Genomic DNA, 26,175 nt, shown 5'->3' with positions numbered 1-26,175 from the left:
ATAAAAAGCTTATAGCTTACCTACCCTCTGCTTAAGTGGATGAAACCGAAAATAGATAGAGTTGTCAATTAGTTTATCGATGATAGAAGTCTTAGCTTGATCGGTAAACATTAGTTTATAAAAACGTAGCGCTAATTCTTGATCGTTGGTTTTAACGACGTCTCGAGCTGTGGTATGAGTTGGAAAAGAATGCGAAATTGGATATTGATCAAACCAGTAATTAGAAAAATCACCTAGCATCTTATACTTCTTCCAAAATTGAGAAAAACCGCAGCATGGATAATGTAGTATATGACCTTTATATTCTGTCTTAGTCAATTTATCAGGAAGAAATTCATGGACGCCGTGGGGCAGTAATTGTTGATGTAGATAACCTGCAGACTTTCCATTTCTGTAAAATCGAAAAAAATTCTTGAACTGACCGATCGTAGCTTCGCATATACTTATTTGATTGCGAGTGAGTAAATGCGGATTTAATTTGAATAATGTTACTTCTTCAAAGTAGTTCATAATATTGGTCTGTTCCGGCACCGCTTCATGATTCAAGTAATGAACAACACTATTTCCCTCATTGGTTAATCGTTGAAAATGGGACGTTAAATCTTCCTCGCAAACAAATAATTCATCTATGTCAATATGGAGAATCCAGTCATAGTTGGCTTGCTGCGCTAGCCTAATTGCCACCTCAACGTTGAGAATCTGCCGCGCCATAACTTCCCGATTGATATGTAATCGGTAGTCTTCATATAATTTATTTTGCTTCCATTGCTTTTCTAGCAATTCCCCTCTTTTGAAACAAGTAACATATGGAAGATCAGCTAAAGCATCAGCCATTAAACTGTCTGATTCATCGAAGAATAGATAAATGTGTGTAAAACCGAGCGAATGGTGGTACGCCACAAAGGTTTCAGCTACTGCATCAGCATCGCGAAGTGTGGTAACAAGACAACTTTTCATTGGTAAGATACGACTTCTGCTAAAGCTTGTGCACGAACCCAAATATTGCACCCATATTTTATACCTTTATCTACGGGTAATCCCGCATGAAGGGACGTGGGTATTATTTCCAAATTGTTATCTAAGTTTCTGAAATATAATGCACGTCCAGCTTTGGGCTGAATTTTCATATTTATTTCGGGGAAATAAGTTTCTCCTCTTTCAAAATCATCATTTAAATAGACTAGTATTGTGTGAACACGGTCGTAACCGTTTCCTCCATCGTAATGGGGTTTAAATTGCTGCCCAAGTGCATAACGAACGCATTGTATATTTTCGATGTGCGTTAATGGTACATTTAGTTCATCAGCTACTTTTTGATAAATACTAGCTAACAGTAAGTTGTTCCTATCGGGCAAAAAGGCACTAAAGCTTGTTCGTCGTGTTGATTCGACATGAATTTTCGCTTCTTGCTTTACCTGCTGAATTTGGCTTCTGCTAAACATATTGCTTTGTTCAGCATAAGTAATCAATTGATTACATTCATCTTGTGTCAAAAAGTTGTCAATTAACCGTACATCTGGATATGGTTGGGTTTCCATGAGTGAGGAGTCACTTTCTGAATACCCGAGCCTATCAGTAACTTCACCTACTAAAACAATGCCATTCCAATCATTTTTAAATGTTTCAATAGTTTCCTTACAATCTCCTAAAGCAGGCGTGTAATAGTACACATAATCTGAAATCTCGCTAATAACTGCAAATTGAGGGCCAATAATAGTTTGGCAATAGGTTAGCAGAGGACCTGTTAAAGATGTATCCTGATAATCCGAAAGCTGTAAGGAATAAGGTGTTACGCCCCAACCACGTAGTAGGCGCGAAAAATCCAATAGGGAGATTTTCGGAAAACTATCAACAGTTGTCAGGGCTTGCTGGACTAAACGACGGGGAATAGAGAGGCCGACATCTGTTAAAAATCGATGTAAAGTCAAACACTCGGGACAAGTTGTGAAGTATGGTTCCATACGCTAAGCAGAGTAAGGGGTTGTTACTAATTTTTTTAAATAATCGAATGGTTTTAAAAGCTTTATTGATTGATGAACGTAAGAAACCAGTTCGTAATGGATAGAACTATTAATCAGGCCGGTTTCCTTTGTAATTAACAATAGTAAATTTTGCAATAGAGAAAGCTTCAAAAGGTCAAATGAAATATCGAGATCCTCCTGCATGAATTCGCTTACGCCTTGGCAAAAGATCTTGACGTCTCCGGCAAAAAATGCACGTTTCAAATAAAGCCAGTTGTATATAATTGCCCTGTTTTGTGTGGTAGCCTCAATGTTAGGTAACTGATCGAAAAGAACTGTGAATAAATCGGCTTCAGTACATTTATATCCACTGGCACCTGCTTCGATTAAGTGTTTGGCAGCCACTGAGACAAATCCATCAATAGAGAGTTCACTAATATATGATACATGTTGAACTGCTTGTAGGTCCCAACCACCACCAAACAATTTCTGAGTTTGCTGGGCCACTAATAGTTCGATTATCCCACTTAACAAAGTGGCTCCTTCCAACTCACGGTTCGTTTTGAATAAGATAGTGGCCAGATTGTTGTGCTGCTCAAAACGTCGATAGATCAAAATACGATGCCCTCGGCGCTCCAAGTATTCGCTTATATTTAAACCTTCCAGCGTGAAACTAATAGCTTTTTCTGTTTGCTTTCGTTTATAATAATAAAAAGCCCAGCCTGATAGACTAAAAAGACGAGCGAAAATATAGGCATCACCACTGAGCTGATGGAGTTGTGAATCTGCATCAGCTAAACGCATGTTTCCTTTTTCGAGATCAGTTCGGCAAACAGATACTGCCTGTTCATAGGCCAAAGCTACATTTACTGCTTTGTCAAAGCCTGCCTTTCCTAAGTAAGTTGTGCCTTCCTTATCAAAGTATAGTTTTGATAATCGGCCCGTGTCATAAAATTTTGTTACAGAGTCTGCAGTTCGAAAGGCCTTCAAAGAGTCCTTTACATCTGTGAGCCAGATCGGATAAGTAGTAGCAACCATATAGCTGCAGCGGTTAAGTTTTAATGAATATAAACCAGTTCATCGAAGGGAGGCAATCCGACCTGCAAATACCGCATCAATGAGAGGCCTATACCGATAATGCCTTCATTAAAACAGGGAAAGGTAAACGGATACGTTTTGTTAACAGCCGATTCGTATCCAGCAAATTCGTTATTGAACGTGGCGAAAGACGGCAAACGAGCATACCAACTATTGGCGGCAGCTTGAAACTCAGGGCGGCCAGTTTGACGCCCTAGTTTATCAAATAGAAGGGCTGTTCCAGCCGCTCCATAATTTAACTGAGCGTCCCGAATGTAGGTTTCTTCTAAACTTGATCGCAGTGTACAAACTCTGGCCAATTCAAGCGCCTTTGCTTGTATAACATCGTTTGTAAGCACCTCCGAAGCGCGTAAAAGCGCATAACTGATACCAAGATCACCACAAGGTAGCAACAATGGTGTAGCACCAGGCGAGTCTCCAACTACCATTGGGAACGCTCCACCCGGAAAATTCTGCTGCTGGGCCAGTAAATAGGTAACCGCTCGCTCTAGTATTATTTTACAGCGGTCAGCTTGAATTCCCTGCCGATATAAAGCCGAGAGAAACATAATTCGAGCAGCCGAGCCATTAGCTAACCCGAGATAAACACCTTCACGTTTATACAGCGGCCCTTTCCAATAGACCCCCCCTGTAACGGAGTCTTCGTGGGCAGTGTTCTCAATGGCCGTAGCTAACTCTTTAAGTTGGCGTCGAACGTCCGGATTCGAATGCTGCCTAATTAAAAAGTAATTTCCTGCTCTGGATGCTCCACTATACTCATTAATATCATCGTCTGCTATTTTTTGAGTCATAAACGTCGTTAAAACTTCATCTATATACGCGAGTAAAGGCTCAACATCTGCTTCTAAAAAGCTATTGTTAGTGGCAAACAGCAGAAAAGTACCTACTTCGGCTAACTCACGGACATACGCTAATTTTCGCTTATTCAAGTAATCCGGTGATTCAAGTAGCTGCAAAACCTGATTTAAGTAATCCTGCGCCTTATCATAATACTCATCATCATGAAAATATCGTCCGCAGTAGCAGTAAAACAAGCTTAATCCTAATCGTCCGTATGCATATCCAGCATTAGTTAATCGATTCTCAACGCTAGGGATACAGGCAATTATTCTATTTAAACTGTCTAAGTGGGTTTGACTATTAATAGCTTTCATAATTGGCAGTCCTGTAAGTTTGTTGTTTTCGTTACATTTTTAATCGATCACGTTCTGCGCTATTATTCAAATTTTGACTACGTGCAGGAGTCACAGTTTTTTTACCAAATTTGTAATAGAGAGACATCCCGAATCGGCGCGTATCGTAATAGTTATATGTCTGCTGATCAACTACTCCGTAGCGAACGGTTGTTCTATAGCGTTCGCTCCAAAACATATCGTCAGCGCTTAATCGTAAGCTAGCCTTTCCTTTCCAAAGCTCTTTAGATATAGAAAAACTGACGTTATAAATTGGCTGGGTGTCGTTAAGCCCCCAAATGCTCCTGGATGTGTAGTAGGCAGTTAGTTGAGCCTGCCAGGTTTTAGGAAGTGAAAAACTGTTTACTGACTGAAGAGAGTAAGTTGTTACTGACGTTTTAAAATCTGCAAAATTGGCAGACTGCAAATTATTATTTGATGTCCAGATACTATTGGTTGTTTGCCACCATTTAGCGAGTGTCAAGGGCCAATTGATGGACGCATAGAAATTATTCATTTCAGAAAAATTTCTAACAGCAAATCGAGTAACCTTAGTAGTGGGATCCTGCTCGGGAAGTGTGATCATTGAGTTCAGAATATGATAATATCCCGCAGAAAAGGTAAGACCTTTATATGAGTCTGATAATTCGAATAGGCTAGCGAACTGAGGTTTCAAATTAGGGTTACCAACAGACTGTGTATAAGGATCAATAAAAACAATAAAAGGGAGCATGTTCTCGTACATTTGCCGGTCAATCCGACGAGTATAGGAAAACGAGAAGTCATGGTTCTTGCCAAACTTGCGTTGTAGAAAAATACTTGGGAATAGATTAAAATAGCGAGTTCTAAAGACGTTTATAACGCTAGCATCCGTATTTTCAGCTCGTAGACCTCCTTGAAATTGCAGCTTTTTGAAAGACCTATTGATCGTTAAGTATGCCGCAGCTACTTCTTCACGGTAAGCAGATTGATTGGAGAAATTAGGATTTACTACCGATTCTCCACTAGCCTGTTGATCCTGACGAATCAAGTTGTTATTGGTTCGGACAGAGCTATATTTCACACCTATCTCTGCTTTTGCCTTTTTACCAATTGGGAGCGAATAATCCAGTTGAGCAATGCCAATCTGAATTGCTGATTTATTTGTGATGACCAGTTGAGAAATAAAGGATGGATCATCGCCCACGTGCCGTTCAATAGCGATGGGTTGAGACCAGAAATCATTATAATCTGTAAGCGTAGCGGTTGCAGATAACTCTTTGTCAACGCCTAGTTTTCCTTTATAACTAAAATTGTAATTAAAAATCGTATAATTCTCACCCATCCGTCCGGTAGTTAAGAGGGAAGAATCAACAACTGGTGAATTCAAGCGGCCAAATTGGGCGTTGTTCAATAGTTTGTTATTGATAGAACCCTTCAATGCGTCAAAACGGAGACCAATCACGTGGTTAACTGTTGGACTAAAATCAACGCCTACTTTTGTAGCTAGACGAGGAAACGTTTGCTGATCCGTTTGCGATTGACTTCTATATTCTAGCTTATTTTCATTAAAACGGCGAGTTGCCTGCTCCCAACGGGCACCATTATACGTTGAGTAGTCAATGTCGGTGTACAGGTTCCATTTATTTTGTCGGTAATTAAGATTTAATCCTGTACCTCCCCGAAATCGTTGCCCTTGTGAGGTATTAACCCGATAGCTTCCGTTAAGGCCAAGTTTCTGCCCTTGTTTGGTTACGATATTGATAACACCACCAGAAGCACTTGCATCATACTTAGCTGAGGGGTTTGTAATAACTTCAACAGAAGCTATATTATCAGCCGCTAGGCTTTGTAAAGTTGTCGTTAATGTAGCCTCTGGTATCGTTTTACCATCAACTAATATCAGTACGTTTGTTCGACCTCGTAGAGAAACGGTATTATTGCCATCTACAAATACATAAGGAGCTACCTTTAAAACCTCAATAGCATTCGTGCTTTTGCCCGCAATACTGTTCTCAATATTGACAATCAGTTTATCGGCTTTTTTCTGTACAAATGCTTGCTGTGTTTTAATAGTTACCTCCGCCAGTGTTTGTGTATCGGGCACTAAAGGGATATCAATGGGAGCTAGGGCAGATTCATTTAGAGTCAAAAGCGGACTAAATGATTTCTTGTAGCCAACATAGGTAGCTGCTACATAATATTGCCCATTACTAATACCATCAATTAAATACGTTCCGTCTTCGCCAGTAATCTTCGCCTTTACAATACTTGAATCTTTGGCTGCTAAAACCATAACCGTTGCAAAAGGAGCCCCTTGACCAGGCTTTTCGAGAATACGGCCGGTCAGCTGATTTTGCGCTATCACCTTCGAAGAACTCAGCAAGTTCATCCCAAGAGCTACCGCTAGATAAAAGAGTTTATAAGTACTCATGTCGCTTTTATTTTATGCTTCAGCGAAGCAAGCCGAATCGCCAGTCATTCTAAAATAAAATCGACAAACCCGCTCACTTTTTCGACCAATTGAGCGATTCTCTGTCAATTGGAACCGGCAGCACGTTTTAGCTTCATATGAAGGCAAAAAAATGACTTAATCTCACCAGCACATCAAGTAGTCGAAGTTGTCAATTAAGTGGTCGAAAAAATTTCTATAAGCTTTTTTGCCCTATTTACTTTGTATCGTTAGTCAGCCAAAACTATCTGAGCACTAGCACTTGCTTAGTACATATTGGAAAAGAGCAGCCATTTAATAGCTCTGTAGGGTCGTAACCTACCTAAGCAACTGCTGTGATCAAGGATCTTTAATTGAGAATGAAGGCCTGCATTTTGAATTAAAAATTCTTGATTACAGCTTCTAAAAACATCCTTTCATTTTAAAAAAACGACAATGAAAAAGATCAATTTGATTAATGCCTTGGAACTGGCAAAAGAGACCCTTGCTCAATTAAGTGATCAAGAACTTCAATATGTTGCGGGTGGTACGCAAGACGATTATGATGAGCAAGTGTGTGTTTCGGGAACAAACAATTCCTGTAATACATCTTCATGCCCACAAGGTGGTGGTCAACCTAAATAAACAAGTACGGGAACTACAAAAGGAGACGGCTATTTCCTTATATAACGAGGGATAAAGTCGATCCTTTTGTAGTTTTTTTACAAGTAAAAAATCTCTTAGGATTAGCAGTCGTATAAATCACCGAGATAAACTTCTAACTTAAAAAATACGTATGAAGACTAATAAGCACACACAAGCGATAAAATTAGCTAAAGAGACTGTAGCTAAACTGAGCGAAGAAGATCTAAAACAAATTGTAGGTGGTGCAACAAAAGAAGATGATTCATCCGAAGCACTTGACCCCCCCTCTATGTACTGCGCATCGCGGATAAATGCCTGTACTTATCCCAAATAAATAGCCATCAATACTTTGAATGGGCCTGGCTACACACATGACATAATGCAAACAAACTTACTGTAAAGTTATTTGTGAAATAAACTATTCGGGCTTCTTATATTAACAGAGTTATGCGTCATTACTCACCCTGTGATTTTTTTGTGCTTCGGACACCACTTAAATCCGTTGAAGAGGTTATTGAACTTAATGACCTCTTCAACCTGGAAGGGGAAGTTGCATTTCTTGATAAATTGAAAAAATTATTTGAAGATCCATTGCTGCTAGAAGCCATTTATTTAGCTTCTCCTGAACTTTATTCAAGCACTAAAAAGTGGATCGCTGGTGAGGTTTTAGAGAAAAAAAAACAGGAAAAAATTAGCTTGGCTCTTTATAAGTATTTCTGTAGAATGGCTACTCGACCCACGCCTTATGGCTTATTCGCTGGGTATGCCGATGGTCAACTTACCACGCACAATACGGAAGTAACGTTTGCAACCGATTCCTTACAGAAACAGTCTCGTTTGGATATGAACGCGGTAGCCAAGTTAAGTACGCATCTTCTTAGCATTCCACAAATCGCTGAGCAACTGTTATTTTACCCGAATACGAGTTTATATAAGATCGGTGATTCATACCGGTATGCTGAATCAAGACTTCAAGATCGAAAGCGTAGCTATTGTCTTACTTCTGTTACTTACAGCCCTTACCTGGATAAAGTGGTAACATATGCCAAAGGGGGAAAAACAATTGAATCACTTACTAAGCATTTACAATCTGAGTCGGTCAATGCTGACCTTGCGCTAGGTTATATTAAGCAGTTAATCGATGCTCAGTTACTAGTAAGTGAGTTGGAGCCAACTTTAACCGGTGAAGACTTTTTCGCCGTGCTGAGCCGTAAGCTAGCTGCATTTAAGGGCACAAAGAATTATCAATTAATTTTACAGAAAATACAACACCACCTAACTGATCAAACTGAAGATATAGGTAAATATTTGTCTATCAATGATTTAATTAATAAGAATTTTTTTGAGACAGAGCAAAAAGATTTAATTCAAACGAATTTATTCTTTAATACAACAACAAACAGGTTGAACGGCCAGGTAGTCGACAAAACTCTGCAACAAGTTGAGAAGCTGCTTCGGTTTGAAACAAAAGCGCATTACCGCTCTTTGGAAGCATTTCGTAAACGTTTTAGTGAACGATATGACCAACAGGAAGTATCATTGACAACCGCCCTGGATAGCGAAACGGGCGTAGGATATGGGTTAAGTGTGACAGGTCAATCGGAATTCATGCCGCTACTACACCAGCTTGCTATACCCGGAACGGATGAACCAAATCAGATAGAATGGGATGCGTTAACCCGTTTTAAATTTAATAAATTAAATGAGGCTCGGCTTACTCAAACCAAGACGCTTCTGATTACAGATAACGATCTGGATACCCTAGGCAAACCCGTCGAATCAACAGGTTTGTATGATAGTGCTGTCTTATTTGGCAGTTTACTGGCTGAGTCCACAGTCGAATTAGATAAAGGTAATTTTAAGTTTGTTTTAAAAGCTTTTTTTGGTCCCTCAGCTGCTAATTTATTAGCCCGTTTTTGCCCGGATAATTCAACACTTTCTGATAAAGTAAAACAGTGCTTACAAGACGAAGAAGCAAACCATCCAGATGCTTTATTTGCTGAAATTGTACACCTTCCTGAAGCTCGCATTGGAAACGTATTACAGCGACCTAAGCTTCGTTCGTATGAAATTCCTTATCTTGGACAAGCCTCTGTTCCAGAAACTCATCAAATATCCGTTGATGACCTAGTAGTTTCTGTACGAGAGGGACGCGTTATTCTTCGATCAAAACAACATGGGCGAGAAGTTATTCCTCGCCTTTCTTCTGCTCATCTGTTTGGTACGGGCTTGCCCGTTTACCGTTTTCTTTGTGATTTACAATGTCAATCTGGTTTTTATGCATCGGAATGGAAATGGGGCTGTTTTGAGAAAGAAGCCTTTCTACCCCGAGTCGTTTATAGAAACATTATTTTAAGCCGTGCTCGTTGGCGATTGCTGCCAGATGATCATAAGTCGGCAATTGAGAAGCTGAATTCATATGAATTAGGCATTTATTTTAGCAAGCTTACTCATCAGTTGGGTTTGCCTCGTTATGTTACCCTAGGCTCCCACGATAATGAGTTAATGATTGATTTAACTTGTGGCTGGTCTTTACAAATTCTGCGGGACTACTTAGTAAAAGGTCCACTTGTATTACAGGAATACTTAGGTGCCCCAGACCAATGTTTTCTAACAAAAGAAGGAAAACATGTTACAAGTGAGGTAATTATTCCGCTTCGTAAACTAACAGTTTCTCCAACCGTCCCTCAACATCGTCCTAAGGTCTTAACATCCATACGGCGCAGTTTTCTACCGGGCAGTGAGTGGTTATACATCAAAGTTTATGTTGGTAATAAAACAGGCGATAAAATACTGACCCAAACGGTTGGCACTTTAGCTAATAAATTTTACGAACAAGGTTGGATTGATCGTTGGTTTTTTCTTCGTTACAACGATCCAGATCCTCACTTACGCGTGCGTTTTCATTGTCCTAATGGGGGTAAAAACATTGCAGAATTATTGCATCATATTCAGCAAGCAGTCGAACCATTCCTACAGGAAGGCTTACTGCAGAAAATACAGATCGATACATATGTGCGGGAATTGGAGCGCTATGGAGGCAATCAGACTATGGAATTGTCAGAAGAAGTTTTTTATCGAGACAGCCAAGCGGTTTATCAGTTTTTAGACTTGTTGGAAGGCGATCTTGGTGAAACGTATCGGTGGCAATTTGCGCTTCGTGGGATTGATTCTATGCTTACCGCGTTTGGATATTCACTCGCCGAGAAATTTAATTTGATCAGTCAATTGCAGGCTGGTTTTTTCGCCGAATTCAATGGTACGGAGCGGTTTAAACATAGTTTAAACGAACAATATAGGAAAAAAAGGGCAGTTATAACGGCTATTCTACAACCAGATATCACTGATCCAGACTTACAGATAGCTATTGACTGCTTTGTAACTCGAGAGCGACAACTTGCTTGTATTGCTAATCAACTTAAAGGAGAATTATTCGATTCACAGGTATCGCTTGATTTCTTGTTGCCAAGTTACATGCATATGTTCTTAAACCGGATGTTTCTGGCCAAACAGCGTCTTCATGAATTGGTCATTTACCACTTTTTGGCCAAGTATTACGAATCTATGCTAGCCCAGCTTCAGAAAGCTAGCCGAAGTCATCAACTCACAGCCGCCAACTGACCGCTTTATTATGAAAAACTCGGGCATTTTTATCTTAATCCTTTGGTGGGCAAGCCTGACTCAAGGGATGTCTCAGGAGCAACAAACCTACAAAATACCGGCACCCGCAATAAAGTCAGTTTTAGACGCACCAATTATGCCAGGAATCTGGGTAAATGGAACGGGTGACTATGCCTTGTTGATGCCACGGCCTACATTATGGCCACTTTCAATGCTTAATCGGCCTGAAATACGTTTAGCTGGCCTTCGGTTTAATCCCGATTGGTTTGGAGCCAGCCGGCTAAATTTTAGCACCTCATTACGAATCTTAACACTGCCATCTGGAAAAACTATTGATGTGCAAGGCATTCCGAAAGGAGCTGTTATGGATCATATCAGTTGGTCACCTGACAATCGGAAAGTGGCCTTTTGTGTTTACACAGAGCATCGAGTGGAAGTGTGGGTGACGGAGGTCACAAAGCCAACTGCCCGTCGAGTCAGCGCCTTAAAGCCGAACAGTCTTTTTGGAACGCCCTTTGAATGGCTCAATGATAGTCGCCACTTGCTACTTCAGGTTGCTGCATATGCAAATCGCCCAACTCCTAATCCATCCCAGTTAATGCCAACGATTCAGGAGCATAATGGTCAAGCTAACCCAACTCGAACATACCCTGGACTACTTCACAATGAACATGATAATCAGCTTTTCGAGCACTTTGCAACTTCTCAACTAATAATTCTTGATTTGGATGGCCGAAAAACCGCCCAAATTGGCACACCGGCGCTAATTACTTCTGCTAATAGCTCCCCCGACGGCCGATTTATCTTAATTAAATCAATTCATCGCCCGTTTTCCTATACCGTGCCCTGGAACCGATTTCCACACAAAGTTCAGATCTTTACATCCCAAGGTAAACTGGTGAAAACCTTACTTGAATCGCCCATAGCTGAGTCAATTTTGCCAGGCCGTGACGCTGTATCTACTTTAGCCCGAGAGCATAATTGGCGTACTGATGCCCCTGCTACTCTATGTTGGGTCGAGGCACTGGACGGGGGAAATCCAACACAACAGATTATGTTTCGTGATAAAGTCTTGGTGTTAGAAGCTCCTTTTTCAGGACAGCCGACCCAGATACACCGCTGTACATACCGCTTTAATGGCATATTATGGGGAAATGATACGCTGGCAATTGTTCAAGAACGTTGGTGGTCAACGCGCCAGGCAACTGCGTCGGTTATTAAATTAAAAGGCGGACCAGCGGAAGTATATAAAGTCGCAGATTACTCTTTAACTGATTTATACCAATATCCGGGTGATTTCGAATTAAATCGCAATAAATACGGGCGATACACATTAGATATTACAAAAGACGGGTACGTGTACATAACAGGGACACGAGTTGCAGCTCAAGACAATATTCCCTTTATCAATAAATTAAACTTACAAACAAATGTAATCAGCAAGGTCTGGCAAAATACAAAAGGGTCTTATGAACAACCTATAGCTTTCCTAGATTCCGATAAAGCTAGCGTATTAGTCAGCCGTGAGTCGCCCGAAGAGTATCCCAACTATTACTTATATGATCTTCGTAAAGGATCGTATCAACAGCTAACTAACTGGCCCCATCCATACCCACAATGGAAAAACGTAAGAACAGAACGGATTACGGCTCTACGTAAGGACAGTATTACCTTAAATGCCCAACTTTATCTACCGGTTGGCTATCGTCCGGAGATGGGGCCTTTACCCACTGTGTTTTGGGGATATCCTGTAGAATACAAGCGAAAAACCGATGCTAGTCAGTTTTCGAATGAGGGGCGTCGCTTTACTTATTTGCCAACACTTCCGCCTATTTTGTTAGTGTTGCAAGGATATGCCGTACTAGTTGCAGCTATGCCTCTAGTAGGTGAAGGTGCCATCTCACCCAATGATACTTATCTTGAGCAGCTGACGCTTAACGCCCAGACGATTTTACAAGCCGCTGCCAAATCAAAATTGGTTGATACCAGTCGTGTCGCTGTTGCCGGCCATTCTTATGGAGCCGCCATGGCCGCCAATCTACTGACCCACACTCATCTATTCAAAACAGGAATCGCCTTAAGTGGGGCCTATAATCGTACACTGACACCTTTTGGCTTCCAAGCCGAAGAGCGTCACTATTGGCAGGTACCTGAGCTTTACAATCACGTATCTCCTTTTCAAAACAGCCACCAACTTACCTATCCAATTCTTCTTATTCATGGTGAGGCAGACAGCAATCCTGGAACATTTCCTATCCAAACAGAACGTTACTTTCAAGCTTTGAAAGGATTAGGTAAAACGGTTCGTTACGTTAGTCTACCTAAAGAAGACCACGGCTATCAGGCTAGAGAGTCTATGTATCATGTGTTCTGGGAAATTACGTCCTGGCTCGACAAGTTTCTTAAGACTCCAGAGGTATCACTTCTTCCTGTTAATACAAAGTAGCATCGAAAAGCTGTGTTTCTTACGAAAACTTACTAGCATACATCTTTATTTGATAGACTTAACCATGAATTCCATGAGAGAAGTTGTTCGCGTTAATATGCCGAAAAACGCAGCTCAAAAAGAAGAAAATCTTTTTGAGCCTTTTTTGACTTATGAAATAGAAAAATTAAAGGTTAGAAAGCTCCACAATGTTTTTGTCTCTTACTCGGGTTTCTGCATTGACAAAAATGGTCTGGTGAAAGAATCACACCATAGCTACCCTACCCAAATGCAGAACTTTACCCAAGACGCTATGTATCATTACTATAAATCCTGTAATACACCGGGTAATTTATTGGAATTGAAGGATGATGAAACTTATTTACTGTTCCACCATCCCTGGTTTGTTAACTATGGACATTGGATGTGTGAAGGTATTTTGCGAATCTGGATGGTAAGAAAACAGGCTCATAAAATGGTCTTATTACTTCCAGAAAAGTACCTTACTAACCGCTTTATCATTGATTCGCTAGAGCCATTTACATTTAAATCAATCTATATTATTCCTGAAGGTAAAAGTTTACTAGTAAAAAAATTATGTTTACCTAGAATAAAACCTGTTGTAGACTCATACTATTATGATAAATTAAATGAAATTAAATCGTTTTATATAAATTATGCTATAAACGTAAAAAAAATTCATTTAAACTTGGGTGAAAAACTTTATTTAAGTCGGAAAAAATCAGTACAACGCCGAGTTCAAAATGAGACAGATGTAGAGCGTATAGTTAACGAATACGGATTCACTAGCCTTTGTAATGAAGACTATACCTTTTGGGAACAGGTGGCGATTTATGCAAATGCTAAGTATTTAGTATCAATCCACGGTGCTGGTATGACTAATATGATATTTATGAACAAAAACGCTCAAATATTAGAACTGCATAAAAAGATGACAAACCCTCATGATTGGCATAGCTTCGCGTTTTGGTATATGTGCGAAGCTCTCGGATATGGTTATTACCAGCAACTATGCCAGCCTATGCGTGAGGAAGACCATTTTTTTACAGCTGATTTTGTTGTAGATATACAAAAATTAGCTGAAAATATCGCCACTCTAGTTAGTTTGTCACCGGATAAAATAATTGGTGATTAAAAACATTATCAAGTAAATAGACATTTATCTGGCTATGGTATCCCTAATTTCATCAAGCTATTTAGGCGTAAATAAAGCACTTTTATGGCTGTTATAAAGAAACCCCTTACCACTGATACGATCATTGCCATTGCTGCTACATTCACAAGCATATGCGCATTAGTTGTAACACTGTACCAAACAAAGCTGACACGAGAACAGCAGCTCAATTCGGTATGGCCTTACTTAATTGCTAATGAAATTATCGATGAAAGCGGGCTTTCATCGATAACTATTGCTAACTCTGGAATAGGTCCAGCTATCATTGATAGTGTACAAGTATTCTATAAGGGCCACTTTTATCGATCTCCTACAGCTGTTGTGCAGGCTATTTCAGAACAGCAGAACCGGGGATTAAATGGAATGTCTTGGTATCAAACAGTGCTCGAAAAGGGATTTGTCATACCGCAGGGCCAAAACCTGAATTGGATCACGGTCAATGGTCAAGCCGATAATGCTATATTTCGAAAAGAATTGCCAAGTATAAAAGCAATTATATTTTATCATTCAATCTATAATGAGCATTGGCATTCAACTTTTAATGGCAAGGAGGAGGTAGTAGTCAAAGATTAAGGTATTCCTGCTTAATATCATTCAACTTCTTATATTCTTCGTGCGATACGGTTCAAACACGCAGCAAATTGGCTGAATGAAATAGGTTCGGTCAGGAAATCAAAGGGTTCAAATGGTAGATTAGTAAATAGATGCGGAGGATACGTAGAAGTGGCAATAACACATTTTTGGCTGCGAAGTAATATTCCAATTTCCTCATTGATTAACTCATCTGGGTGAGTCAGGCAAAGGAAAACAAGTGGATAGACGCCAAATCGTAGATAGAGTAGCGCTTCTTCATCCGTTTCACAATTCTGTCCTGAATCAATGAAGTCAGTATATTGTAAGTAATGGGTTATTTGGCATAAGCTTGCCCATGAATAATTTATAGTTAAATACGGCATCATTAGATATTTCTCGTTGAATAATCCAAAACTAAAAAATTTAGTAAATTATTAATACGCTACTGACCGTAACATAACTAACTAGATTGCAGATTGGTATTAATATAGATCGTTAAATTCCCGTTATAAATTATGAGAAATTTATAACGGGAATTTATGTATTTAAGGACTTTTTAAGCGATGTAGACATAAAATTTAGATTTAGAAGCCTATATAATATATACCAACTATCTCTTAAATTTTAGGAATAGGTGTGTAAAAATCCCTTAAAAGCAATTCACATGAAGAGCAACTTTTACAGACCGTTTGTGAAAATGGTAGTCCATATAGACATTTCCGATTTGAGAGTTGATGCAGGACGACTTAGATTGACTAGACGTTCACGATTTAAGGTTAACCGCGTTGTTTTTTCTACCGTTTTCATATGAGTTAGAGGTTAAAACATGAGTTATTAAGAGAAATATTAATCAAATTTGGACATTAGTAATAATATGCCCAAAAAAAATCTACAAACGTAGTAGGTTTAACCCACAAACATCAGATTTATTTCGACCAATTCATTAAAGTGGGTATTAGACGTATCACGTACAACTGTACCGTTGATTATCATCAGAGCTATCTGTTCTTTGACCAAGTGGTCACGAATCTAGTGGGTGTAAGTTTTACCAAACGTTTCGGCTCAGTCATAATGCTGTAGTGCTGAGTACATGCACGATTGTTTCGCATGACTTATTTCGTTTGGGCACAATGCCTGCAGGGATAGCTTTTAATACCATGTAAATGGTATGCATCATTTAACGCAGTTAGGCCACTACTCCAAAGCGTAGTGCTCTATCGCGCATCGATCGCTCCTGATGATTGCTCTAATTTAATCAGTAGTTTAATTGTATAACGATCTGGTTCTGAAACAACATCTAGTTGATATCTATCTTTATATAAGTTTTCTAGCCGACGATTTACGTTTTTAAGGCCAATTCCGCCTGAACGCTGCTGAACCGTTTTTGTAGTACGGTTTGCAACAATACTGTTGCTGACGACAAAAGTCAGTTCATTGTTGTTTATGTGAGCGTTTACAAAAACAACCCCAGGGATACTCATACTTTTAACTCCATGCTTGAAGGCATTTTCAACAAAAACTATAAGAATGAGCGGGGCAATTTGCAAACCTTCACTTTGACCAAGTTGCTGGAATTGTATATCAATAGGGTAACTACTCAGGCGATTCTTTTCAAGAATCAAATAGTTTTGAATGTACGATAATTCTTGATCTAAGCCAATAGAATTTACACCGGCTTCGTATAAACTGTAGCGCATCAACTCAGATAGGCGTAAGACCAGATCCGCAGCGGTGTCATCAAGCGTAAAAATCCGTGCGTATATACTATTGAGTGTGTTGAATAAAAAGTGAGGATTCATCTGAGAACGCAAAAATTCGAGTTCCAGCTTTAAATAGGATTGCTGTAGTTGTAAATTGGCAATCTCAAGGCGTACTGTTCGACCACGAATTGTGATAAAATCCTTTATTAGCTTAGGTACCAGATAGCTAAACGAAACGTTAAGGCTGAAAACAAAATTCTGAACTGCTAGCGTTAAGTTTTTAAAAGGGCCTAATAAACCATTGGCATGCATTTGATTCCACCAACGTTCTATAAAGTATTCACGTGGGTTATTAATACCATCGCTGTAGGAAACCAGTAAGGCAAATGAGACATAATTAGAAAGATATATTAGGTAAAAGATTAGTAATGAACAAGCTAATAAGGGAAACGGACGAAATTGATATAAGTAAGCAGGTAGTACCCAATACCCCATTAAATAGAAATACCCTAAAGTTTGACTAATTATAAGTACTGTAAAGAAGCGATTAATAAGGTTATTATCTTTGAATGCCAGTGGAACTGTGTAAAAAGCGAGTGTACAAGTAAATACCCATAGCAGGGCATGCAGGATAAAATGGATGGCTTTGCGATACTTTTCTACATAGTAGGCTACTTTTTCCGGAAGAAATGGCTTCATAAAATATTCCGCTTCAGCTCCTGCATAATTGTTTCTCGGTAAGTAATGCCGATGGTAACGATTTTCCCGTTAATAGTAACGATCCTATTACCGTCAATTTCTTTGATAGCCTGCCTCCGAACAATATATGACCTATTTACCCGAAGAAACTGACCCTCAGGAAGAACGTCTTCCAGGCGCGCCATAGTCATGTGAGCAACAATTACTCTAGAGTCAAGATGTAATTTCAGATAATCTTTCATCCCCTCAATAAATACAATTTCGTCAGGAGACACACGAATTAGTTTCTTACTTTCTTTAATTAAGAAGTATGGTGACGATTTATTCAAGTTGGACTCATTCAAATGCTTACTTACTTCTACCATGTTCTCATCTAATACAGGCGTGTTAGCCTCTACAAGCACTGGTGGTTCCTGTGGGGTTAGAGGTTGAATAAAATGTAAACGACCCACAATTCGCTGAACAGCTTGAATGAACTTTTCGAATCGAACAGGCTTGAGAAGATAATGGGCAATGTCAAAATTATAGGTTTCAGCAGCGAACTGTGGTGAACCTGTCACCATCACAATTTGAGGATAAGGCGCTGGAAGAGCCTTTATGAAATCCATCCCTGTCACCTCTGGCATTTCTACATCTAAAAACAAGATGTCTGGCTTAAGCTGTTGAACAAGTAATAATGCCTCAATAGAATCCGTACTTTGACCAACCAGCTCAAGGTACGAAACGCGACTTATGTAGTTGGCTATAACGAGATGGGCAGCCGGATCATCATCAATCAGAAAGCAACGCAATGTGTTCGACATATAAGTAGAGGATTTGAACAACTATATTTCTGTTCAAGAGACATATTAAACTGTGAACATACACAGCATGTTATTAATGGTGCGATGCTAATTGGTTCACAATCGATATTTGTTATAATTCATTTAAATGTGGGCTAAAGGCAGTAGTAAAACGAATCAGTTTTACTTACTACTTAACATTTAGTTACTCATCAATGTAACTGAGTACAGAGAAGTAAAGAGTAGTTAAACTATACTGGTAGTAAAGAGTAGAGATTAAAGTTTGTGCTATTGTAGTTAAACTGATTTCCAATAATTGTCTACTCCAAGTTTATCCATACGTTTCAGATAAGTCAATAATAAAGATAATTTATGATTAAACATTCAGATTTTTTTGTCTTACGTCGGCCTCTTTATCCAATTAGTACGCTGGCCGAGCTTTATACACAATTAGCTAAGCAACCGCTCGAAAAGCTATTACAAACATTTTATGCTGATCCTTTGCCGCAGCAGGCTATTTATCTTAGCTCATCATCACTTCATCAACGTCTGCAAGATTGGCTCGCGGGAAAAACTATACCTGAGAAAGATAAACTGTTAGTCACCCTACATAAATATGCGATCCGAATGTGTACACGAAGCACTCCTTTTGGGCTACTAGCTGGGTGTGCAGTAGGCTCATTTGGAGTAAGTACTCAACTACAGCCGGGTAGCATTAACTCTGTTTCCACTAATACACGATTAGATATTGACTGTTTGTTTGGGATTCGTGATAACCTCATTCAACAAACAGAACTACGCTCACACTTAAACGTATTTCCGAACTCATCCTTATATCAGATTGGAAGTTCATATCGATACATTGAGCGTCAACGTGATTCAACAGAACAGCATTATTACATTAGCGCTGTAGAAGGTGATATCTACTTGGATCATCTGTTACTTGTAGCTCGATCGGGCCTCACTTTTGGCCAATTAACAGGCGAACTCGTTGCCATGGGCATAGAGGAAAGTGAAGCTATCGGATATCTAGAGCAGATTATTGATAGTCAATTACTTACATTTGATATTGATCCTGCAATCACGGGCTCTAATTTGGTAGGTGAACTCATTAATCGATTTGACACGATATCTGGAAGTGCAATCTATGTCGATCCGTTAAAAGAACTCGAATCTTTACTTAAAGAGCCAGGTTCGATCCAAGTATACGATCAAATTCAACACTGGTTTACGGAGCAATATCCCAGCTTAAAAATTACGAATCTCATTCAAGTAGATTCTTTTTACAAATCCGATACAATTCAGCTAGGAGATCGACTCATTAAAAAAATACAACAGAGTATTGAAAAGCTATTGGCTCTTAATAATCCACGTCAAAATGTCCATTTAGACGAATTTAAACGACGGTTTTACAATCGTTACGAAGACGAAGAAGTGCCTTTAGCCCATGTACTGGACCAAGAGTTCGGCATAGGTTATGGCCAAAATTCAGTGATGGGAATTGGCTATGCTCCCTTAGTAGACGACCTAAGCTTACCCGTTAAAGAAACCTCACCTGTAGCAGTTTGGGATTGGTGGCAGTCGTTGGTGATGGACAAGTATGCGGCAACATTGCGAACTAATAAGATGGAGATAACCTTGACTGATGCTGATTTATCATACATACATTCAAGAAAAGGACCTCCAAACTCATTGCCCAGCAGCTTTTTCGTCTTTGGTTCTTTGCTGGCGAACTCAGCTAAAGAAATTGATGAGGGGACGTATTTATTTTATCTTCATGCTTGTCAGGGACCTTCAGCATTTAATCTAATCAGCCGGTTTGGGGAAGGCCATCCTGAACTGGCAAACAGTATTCAAAAAGGAATTATCAGAGAAGAAGAGTATCAAGAACACATAGTGCTGGCAGAAGTTATTCACCTGCCAGAAGATCGAGCGGGCAATATTTTAACCAGGCCCGTCATGTATACTTATGAGATTCCATACCTTGGCAAATCTTCAGTCGAACCCGCTAATCAATTATTAGTAACCGATTTAATGGTATCGATTCGGAATAATCGCATTATCCTTCGGTCAAGACGGTTAAACAAACGCGTTGTTCCGCGATTAACCAACGCCCACAATTGGCGGCTAGGCTTACCGATCTATCAGTTTTTGTGTGACCTTCAACAACAAGATTCCCAACTAAATTTAAGCTGGAATTGGGGTGTCCTGGCCGAGCAAGAATTTTTGCCCAGGGTTACGTACCAAAACATTATCATTAGTCGAGCTACTTGGCAACTCCGCTGTGATTTATTGAACGAAGCAAATCCTTTACGATTGGTAGCTCAACTAACGGCTTTGCGCATTCCTGACCAGTTTGTCATCGCCCAAGGAGATAATGAATTATTAATCTCAATGCATATTCCTGAATCATTAGACTTGTTAATTCGAGAGATTCGGAAACATAAAACGTTAAAAATTATTGAATTTTTGGCTACTGATAGCCTCTGTCCTCTGGGAATCAAAAAGGAACGGTATACCCATGAGTTAATTATTCCTTTTCGAAACGACAGCGTTTCTCCCCTGCCAGGTTTAGTTACAAACACATATCAGCCACCAACCCAACGATTTTCAGTCGGGAGCGAATGGCTTTACTTAAAAATATATACTGGAGAAAAAATGTCAGACTCTTTGCTGACTCAATTTTTGTATCCAACAATTCAACACTTGTTTGAGAAGAATATTATCGAGGCATTTTTTTTCATACGATATGCAGATCCTGATCCGCATCTTCGCCTACGCTTTCGAGGCAATCCGCATTTAGGCTTTTACAGCCACGTAATCAAAATGATGGAAAGTGCGTTGCAAGTACCTATTCATAACGGAGTTGTACACCGTATTCAAGCAGATACGTACCAACGGGAAATCGAACGATATGGTGCCGCTCACATCGTGTTGTGTGAATCTATTTTCCATGCAGATAGCTTAATAACACTATCTTTTTTAACTCAAACAGGAAATTCGGTCAATGAAGATCTACGATTTCTATTTGCGATTCGTAAAATCGATACATACTTAAACGGCGTGAATATGTCGATCGATGAACGAAGTATTCTTATGAATCAACTTAAGGATAATTTTTTCAATGAATTTGAGGGAACAACACTGCTTCGTCGGCAGATCAATGTGAAATACAGGCAGTACCAGTCCCTTATTCAACAATCCTTTGATGAGACATTTACTAACTGGGGGAACCAAAATGAAGAGAGCTTTTTAATCACTCAATTATATGAACTAAGCAACCAAGTAAGTGATATGACAACGTTATGTAGTTTACTTACTAGTTTGATTCACATGGCTATTAACCGAGTGTTCCCATCGAAACAGCGTATTTATGAGTTAGTTATCTATCACTGTCTAGCGAAATTATATGATTCAAAGCGTGCTCGTCAAACGGATTAACTGACGTTTCAAATCGGTCGGCAAAAGCTTTTAGAAGATAGCGCCAAATATTTTGTGAAATAGTGTCGTTTCATCTAAAATTATTTCTCCAGTAGCCATCAGCACAGGCTGACTGGGGATTTGTTTGTGATTAGTAGTTATAAAGCCATTTGAGAGTCGGACTCGGACTCGATAGTTGCCTTTAATCAAAACTGGTATTTTTTCGATCAAAACGCCTTCTAATAGCCCAAATTCATTAGCAGGGAAGGCATCTAAATTGATTAGAATCCGCTGACCTTCGTGAACATTTCCGTATACAGTTGGTGACAAGATAGCTTGACTTTCAAATTCGTGCAGAGAAGGGGTTACAATTAGAGTTGTTTTCCGAGCCTCCTCGGCAGTCCCTTTTACAAGCAAGACTCGGCCATTAACAGAATTAATTACAGGTGTAAGTGATTGGTCTATAAGGCTTCGTTCAATGAGAAGTGTATCACCTATTTTAACTGACTGACCCTCTTTTACATAAAGTACATGTTCATGAGGTCCATTTCGATACCAACTCACTCGAAAAGGTTGCACTTTATTACTTATGGTGACCTTCGCAGGAACCGTCTCTGGAAACCGAATAATAAATGAGCAGGCAATAAAAAGAAGGAAGACTATACTTAAGGTTGTAATTCCCCATCTAACAATCCATGGGGGAATTTGGCCGATAATTTCCTGTATTTCATCATTAGGGAACTCATGTTCGTTTGACATATTATAACCAGTTAAGCTGTTTCAATTTCTAGTTGGTTCTTAACTAATTCAAAATATTGACCGCGAAGAGCAATTAGTTCATTATGAGTCCCTTGCTCTTTTACTCGTCCCTGGTCCATTACAACAATCTGATCCGCACTTTTAACTGTACTAAGCCGGTGAGCTATCACGATTACGGTTCGTCCTTCAAAAAAATGATCAAGATTTTCCATAATGACTTTTTCATTATTGGCGTCTAGAGCGCTAGTAGCTTCGTCAAAGAAGAGATATTTTGGATTTTTGTAAACGGCCCTCGCAATAAAAACCCGTTGTCGTTGCCCTCCGCTTAGGCCGGAGCCAGTACTACCGATTTTTGTCGTTAGCCCTAATGGTAACCGTTTTACGTACGCGTCTAGATTCGACGTATGAAGGGCATTGGCTAACCGTTCACCATCAACACGTGTACCGTCCACAGCAATGTTACGAACTATCGTATCCGAAAAAATGTAACCGTCTTGCATTACTGTGCCGCATAACTTACGCCAGGAACGAGCAGAGAGACCATTCAGGTCAGCCCCATTAATCTGTATCTCTCCCTCAGAAGGTTGATAAAATTTGAGTAGTAGCTTCAGGAGTGTTGTTTTCCCACTGCCACTTGCTCCTACAATCGCAGTCACTTTACCTTGAGGAATATGAAGGTTCAATTGGTTAATGACTAAAGGGCCTTGCGGGCCGCCGTACCGAAATGAAACCTCTTTTAGAGTAATTCCTAATTTAGGTTGGTCACTAAGGCCACGAAGGGGCCCTTGGCGGAATTCGATCCCGGCATACCCAGTTTGCGGGAACTCATCGGCCTGCACTGTATTATGATCTTCATCTAATTCTTCATCAGGGCGGTCATGAATTTCGCTTAATCGTTCGAGACTGATTTTAGCATCCTGAACGCTTCGGATAAAGGTGATGAGTTGAGCTAACGGGCCGTTCATTTGGCCAACGATATATGAGACACTCAACATAATCCCGAGGGTGATCTCGTGGTGAATGACGGCCATCGCGGCAAGGTAAGAAATAATAATATTCTTTAATTGAGTTAGAAATGACGATCCTACTTCCTGATATTGCTCCAAAGCCAGGCTTTTTATACTTATTTTGAAGAGCTTAGCTTGGATTCGCTCCCAATCCCAGCGCCGGGCGCGCTCGCAATTATTAAGTTTGATTTCAGGCATGCCAGTGATCATCTCGTAAATGCTGTTTTGATTCTCTCTCATTCGTTGAAATCGAGCGTAATCGAGTTCTTTTCGACGTTTCAAAAAAAGCAAAATCCAACTTAGAGATAAGCCGCTTCCTACAAGAAAAACGTAAAGTATTTCCAGATTATATGTGCCAAGAACGACTGAAAAAATCAATAAATTTACGAGAGAAAAAAGAGTATTAAGAGTTGAGCCGGTGAGGAAATGTTCGATCCGCTTGTGATCACTAATGCGCTGAGTAATATCGCCAATATTCTTCGCTTCGAAGAAGCTAATCGGCAATTTCATCAACTTGAGCAAAAAGTTAGAGATAATTGTGACGCTAATTCTGGTATTAATATGAAGCAAAATCCAGTTACGAATTAGATCCACTCCTATACTGCCCGCAAAAAGTACCAGTTGAGCGCCCAAGACGAGATGGATGAAGGAAAAATTCTGCCTCTGAATCCCATGATCAACCAAACTTTGCGTAAGAAACGGGAAGACTAATAGCAATAAACTACTGATGATCATCCCTAAAACTATCTGAAGCAAATAACTTCGATAAGGAATTAGATACTGAAATAAGAAAGCAAAACCACCTGTGCGTTTGACAGGCCCTTCTTCTTGCTTATTGTAAAAGTCGGCTGTAGGTTCTAGCAGGAGCGCTACACCTTTTTGATCGGCTGTACTAAGCCAACATTTTTCTAGGATGGTTTCATCCACGGCCACCAGATTGTGACCTGGATCAGCTATAATATACTTCTCCTTATTTTTTGATAACGTTAGTCCTAGCCAAGGAGAATGAACATCGTATAGAACAACAAAATGCTCTTGGTTCCAGTGTAAAATACAAGGTAATGGTACTTCTTCGTTAAGTTGTTTTATAGTTAATTTGACCGGTAACGTCTTAAAACCTAATTGTTCGGCAGCGTTGCTTAAACTGAGCAGGCTAACGCCTTGGCGTGTTATATGTGATTTCGCGCGCAAGTAATCAAGAGAATACTCGCGTCCAAAATGAGAAGCCACCATTTTGAGGCAGGTTGGACCGCAGTCCATGTAATCAAGCTGCCGGTGAAATTTGTAACTGCGTTTCATGGTTGCGGTTTGAACTATATTTAGTTTTCGTTGCCAAACTATCTTTAAGCCGCCAGTTAATATGCTGGATAAGCCTATATAAGTCCTGACAATACACGGACGAATTATTAAACCCGTTATGCTGACTATAACGATTAGCTAATAGCCCCCCCCCGCATACGCTGACTACTGAACACTGCTGACAAACAGTCGGTAAGGCATAACGATTGCCTAAAAACTGTTCGAAAAGCCCATTTTTAGAAACATCCTTCAGGGGCGTATCTAATACGTTTAGGCCTAACTTGGTAAAGCCATCACCGCAAAGTTTTAAGGATCCATTAGGTTCAATACCACCATCTGTTTCAATGACAAAATAGGCTGGCCCCTGCTGGCCCAGATGTTCCCATCCGTGATCAATACCTAGGATAAGCTCGATCATTTGCCGAAACAAACCGATCGAAGGTTTTTCTAACGCTTGGTCTTCAAACCATATATCAAATAATTTAATTAACCAATCGCCATAAGCTGATAGCGAGGGTCTGCTCGGAGGGACGTCATTCGTAGCGTAAGGTAGCTGTAGACCAACGGCCAATGCGCTTAGTAACTTCCAGTGGGCATAGACTTCGCTCGGATTTGTTAATGGATCAATCACAGTTATAATACCTGGCCGGTTACGTAGTAGGTGCATGGCCAATTTTGTTTTCCGAGATACCAAAGCATAAGAGCCTCGTCCCGCGTGGTCTACACGGTGTTTGTCATGCGTTTGCGGGTCACCATCAATGCTTATTCCAACGGAAATATTTAGTTCATTCAGCAACTGACACCAGTCTTCTGATAATAGTGTTCCGTTTGTCTGCATAAAAAAGTAAGGGTGAATCTTACTGTTCATTAGTTGACGATTGGCGTTACGCACGAAAGCTTTGAAGAAGTCTGCTCCTGCTAATAAAGGTTCTCCACCATGAAAAATGAACGAGAAGGAAGTCAGATTGTATTCTAGGCAATATTCCTCTACTCTGTTAAGCAATGATGACTGAACAGACTGGGTCATGACTACCGGCTGAAAACGATACGTTCGGTCTCCTTGGTTATATACATAACAGTAGCTACAATTTAAGTTACACCTGCTGGCTACCTTCAAGACAAGCGCCCGGCAGATCAATTGATCTGCGTTCATAATTCCTCAGGCGCAGGTTTTTCTTCTGTTTGAGTCCCGCCTTCATATTCAATAAATTGAGGTTGCTTTGGCGCACCTCCAGTTAAATTTTTTTCGTCACCGTCGATATGGATATTCCGTTTGTCGAGTTCATCAATGACACGCCGAACACCCTTTTTTTTGATCCAGGAAAATAACTTGTTACCCATAATTAAAATAGTTTAAAAAAATCAGTGAATTTAATCCGTGTTTCGTCCTGAATGTCTTCGTATATTGG

General features: G+C 39.9%; 18 protein-coding genes. 7 read left to right on the top strand and 11 right to left on the bottom strand.

Going from position 1 to position 26,175, the window contains the following annotated elements:
* Positions 1-9 precede the first annotated feature (9 nt).
* The 5 genes from NT073_RS01100 to NT073_RS01080 are packed head-to-tail and all read right to left on the bottom strand — an operon-like array spanning position 10 to position 6,644.
* Positions 10-957, bottom strand: a complete 948-nt coding sequence (locus tag NT073_RS01100) for a glycosyltransferase family 2 protein (RefSeq protein WP_297367464.1) — start codon at positions 955-957, stop codon at positions 10-12.
* Positions 954-1,961 carry a 2OG-Fe(II) oxygenase gene (locus NT073_RS01095; protein WP_297367461.1) on the bottom strand — a complete coding sequence of 336 codons (1,008 nt, stop codon included), beginning with the start codon at positions 1,959-1,961 and terminating at the stop codon, positions 954-956. The genes NT073_RS01100 and NT073_RS01095 overlap by 4 nt, the downstream gene beginning before the upstream one ends.
* A 3-nt stretch (positions 1,962-1,964) precedes the next feature.
* Positions 1,965-2,999 (bottom strand): hypothetical protein, encoded by a 1,035-nt coding sequence (locus tag NT073_RS01090; RefSeq protein ID WP_297367458.1) that lies wholly within the window; start codon positions 2,997-2,999, stop codon positions 1,965-1,967.
* A 20-nt stretch (positions 3,000-3,019) separates the two neighbouring features.
* Positions 3,020-4,213: a lanthionine synthetase LanC family protein gene (locus tag NT073_RS01085; RefSeq protein ID WP_297367455.1), complete on the bottom strand. Its 1,194-nt coding sequence runs from the start codon at positions 4,211-4,213 to the stop codon at positions 3,020-3,022.
* 31 nt (positions 4,214-4,244) lie between these two features.
* Positions 4,245-6,644, bottom strand: coding sequence for an outer membrane beta-barrel protein (locus NT073_RS01080; protein ID WP_297367452.1), 2,400 nt, complete (start codon positions 6,642-6,644; stop codon positions 4,245-4,247).
* 453 nt (positions 6,645-7,097) lie between these two features.
* Here NT073_RS01080 and NT073_RS01075 point away from each other — a divergent pair, with 453 nt between their 5' ends.
* The 6 genes from NT073_RS01075 to NT073_RS01050 all read left to right on the top strand — a co-directional run bounded on the left by NT073_RS01075 (position 7,098) and on the right by NT073_RS01050 (position 15,100).
* The gene (locus NT073_RS01075; RefSeq protein ID WP_297367448.1) at positions 7,098-7,286 is read left to right on the top strand and encodes a class I lanthipeptide; all 189 of its coding nucleotides are present in this window, start codon (positions 7,098-7,100) and stop codon (positions 7,284-7,286) included.
* Positions 7,287-7,437: 151 nt separating this feature from the next.
* Complete coding sequence (locus NT073_RS01070; protein ID WP_297367445.1) at positions 7,438-7,620, top strand: class I lanthipeptide; 183 nt, start codon at positions 7,438-7,440, stop codon at positions 7,618-7,620.
* 113 nt (positions 7,621-7,733) lie between these two features.
* Entirely contained in the window at positions 7,734-10,907 is a 3,174-nt protein-coding gene (locus NT073_RS01065) for a lantibiotic dehydratase (RefSeq protein WP_297367442.1), read from the top strand.
* Between the two features lie 10 nt (positions 10,908-10,917).
* Positions 10,918-13,353 (top strand): prolyl oligopeptidase family serine peptidase, encoded by a 2,436-nt coding sequence (locus NT073_RS01060; protein ID WP_297367438.1) that lies wholly within the window; start codon positions 10,918-10,920, stop codon positions 13,351-13,353.
* A gap of 73 nt (positions 13,354-13,426) precedes the next feature.
* Entirely contained in the window at positions 13,427-14,488 is a 1,062-nt protein-coding gene (locus NT073_RS01055) for a glycosyltransferase family 61 protein (RefSeq protein WP_297367435.1), read from the top strand.
* 84 nt (positions 14,489-14,572) lie between these two features.
* Positions 14,573-15,100, top strand: coding sequence for a hypothetical protein (locus NT073_RS01050; RefSeq protein WP_297367433.1), 528 nt, complete (start codon positions 14,573-14,575; stop codon positions 15,098-15,100).
* Between the two features lie 1,214 nt (positions 15,101-16,314).
* Here the strand turns inward: NT073_RS01050 and NT073_RS01045 are convergent.
* Both NT073_RS01045 and NT073_RS01040 read right to left on the bottom strand, forming a co-directional pair.
* Entirely contained in the window at positions 16,315-17,499 is a 1,185-nt protein-coding gene (locus NT073_RS01045) for a histidine kinase (RefSeq protein ID WP_297367430.1), read from the bottom strand.
* A complete protein-coding gene (locus NT073_RS01040; RefSeq protein WP_297367426.1) occupies positions 17,496-18,302 on the bottom strand; it encodes a LytTR family DNA-binding domain-containing protein in 807 nt (268 codons plus the stop codon). The genes NT073_RS01045 and NT073_RS01040 overlap by 4 nt, the downstream gene beginning before the upstream one ends.
* A 351-nt stretch (positions 18,303-18,653) precedes the next feature.
* Here NT073_RS01040 and NT073_RS01035 point away from each other — a divergent pair, with 351 nt between their 5' ends.
* Positions 18,654-21,722 (top strand): lantibiotic dehydratase, encoded by a 3,069-nt coding sequence (locus NT073_RS01035; protein ID WP_297367423.1) that lies wholly within the window; start codon positions 18,654-18,656, stop codon positions 21,720-21,722.
* Between the two features lie 30 nt (positions 21,723-21,752).
* Here NT073_RS01035 and NT073_RS01030 read toward each other — a convergent pair whose 3' ends face one another.
* Genes NT073_RS01030 through NT073_RS01015 form a run of 4 tightly spaced genes read right to left on the bottom strand, consistent with a single transcriptional unit; the run spans position 21,753 to position 26,107 of the window.
* Entirely contained in the window at positions 21,753-22,460 is a 708-nt protein-coding gene (locus NT073_RS01030) for a hypothetical protein (protein WP_297367418.1), read from the bottom strand.
* An 11-nt stretch (positions 22,461-22,471) separates the two neighbouring features.
* Complete coding sequence (locus tag NT073_RS01025; protein WP_297367414.1) at positions 22,472-24,766, bottom strand: peptidase domain-containing ABC transporter; 2,295 nt, start codon at positions 24,764-24,766, stop codon at positions 22,472-22,474.
* Positions 24,732-25,919 carry a radical SAM protein gene (locus tag NT073_RS01020; RefSeq protein ID WP_297367410.1) on the bottom strand — a complete coding sequence of 396 codons (1,188 nt, stop codon included), beginning with the start codon at positions 25,917-25,919 and terminating at the stop codon, positions 24,732-24,734. Before NT073_RS01020 ends, NT073_RS01025 begins: the two co-directional genes overlap by 35 nt.
* Positions 25,916-26,107 (bottom strand): hypothetical protein, encoded by a 192-nt coding sequence (locus NT073_RS01015; protein ID WP_297367406.1) that lies wholly within the window; start codon positions 26,105-26,107, stop codon positions 25,916-25,918. Before NT073_RS01015 ends, NT073_RS01020 begins: the two co-directional genes overlap by 4 nt.
* Positions 26,108-26,175 lie beyond the last annotated feature (68 nt).

Origin of the sequence: Spirosoma sp., from assembly GCF_026391055.1 — a bacterium.
Classification (GTDB): domain Bacteria; phylum Bacteroidota; class Bacteroidia; order Cytophagales; family Spirosomataceae; genus Spirosoma.
This window is presented reverse-complemented; position numbering and strand designations above follow the sequence as displayed.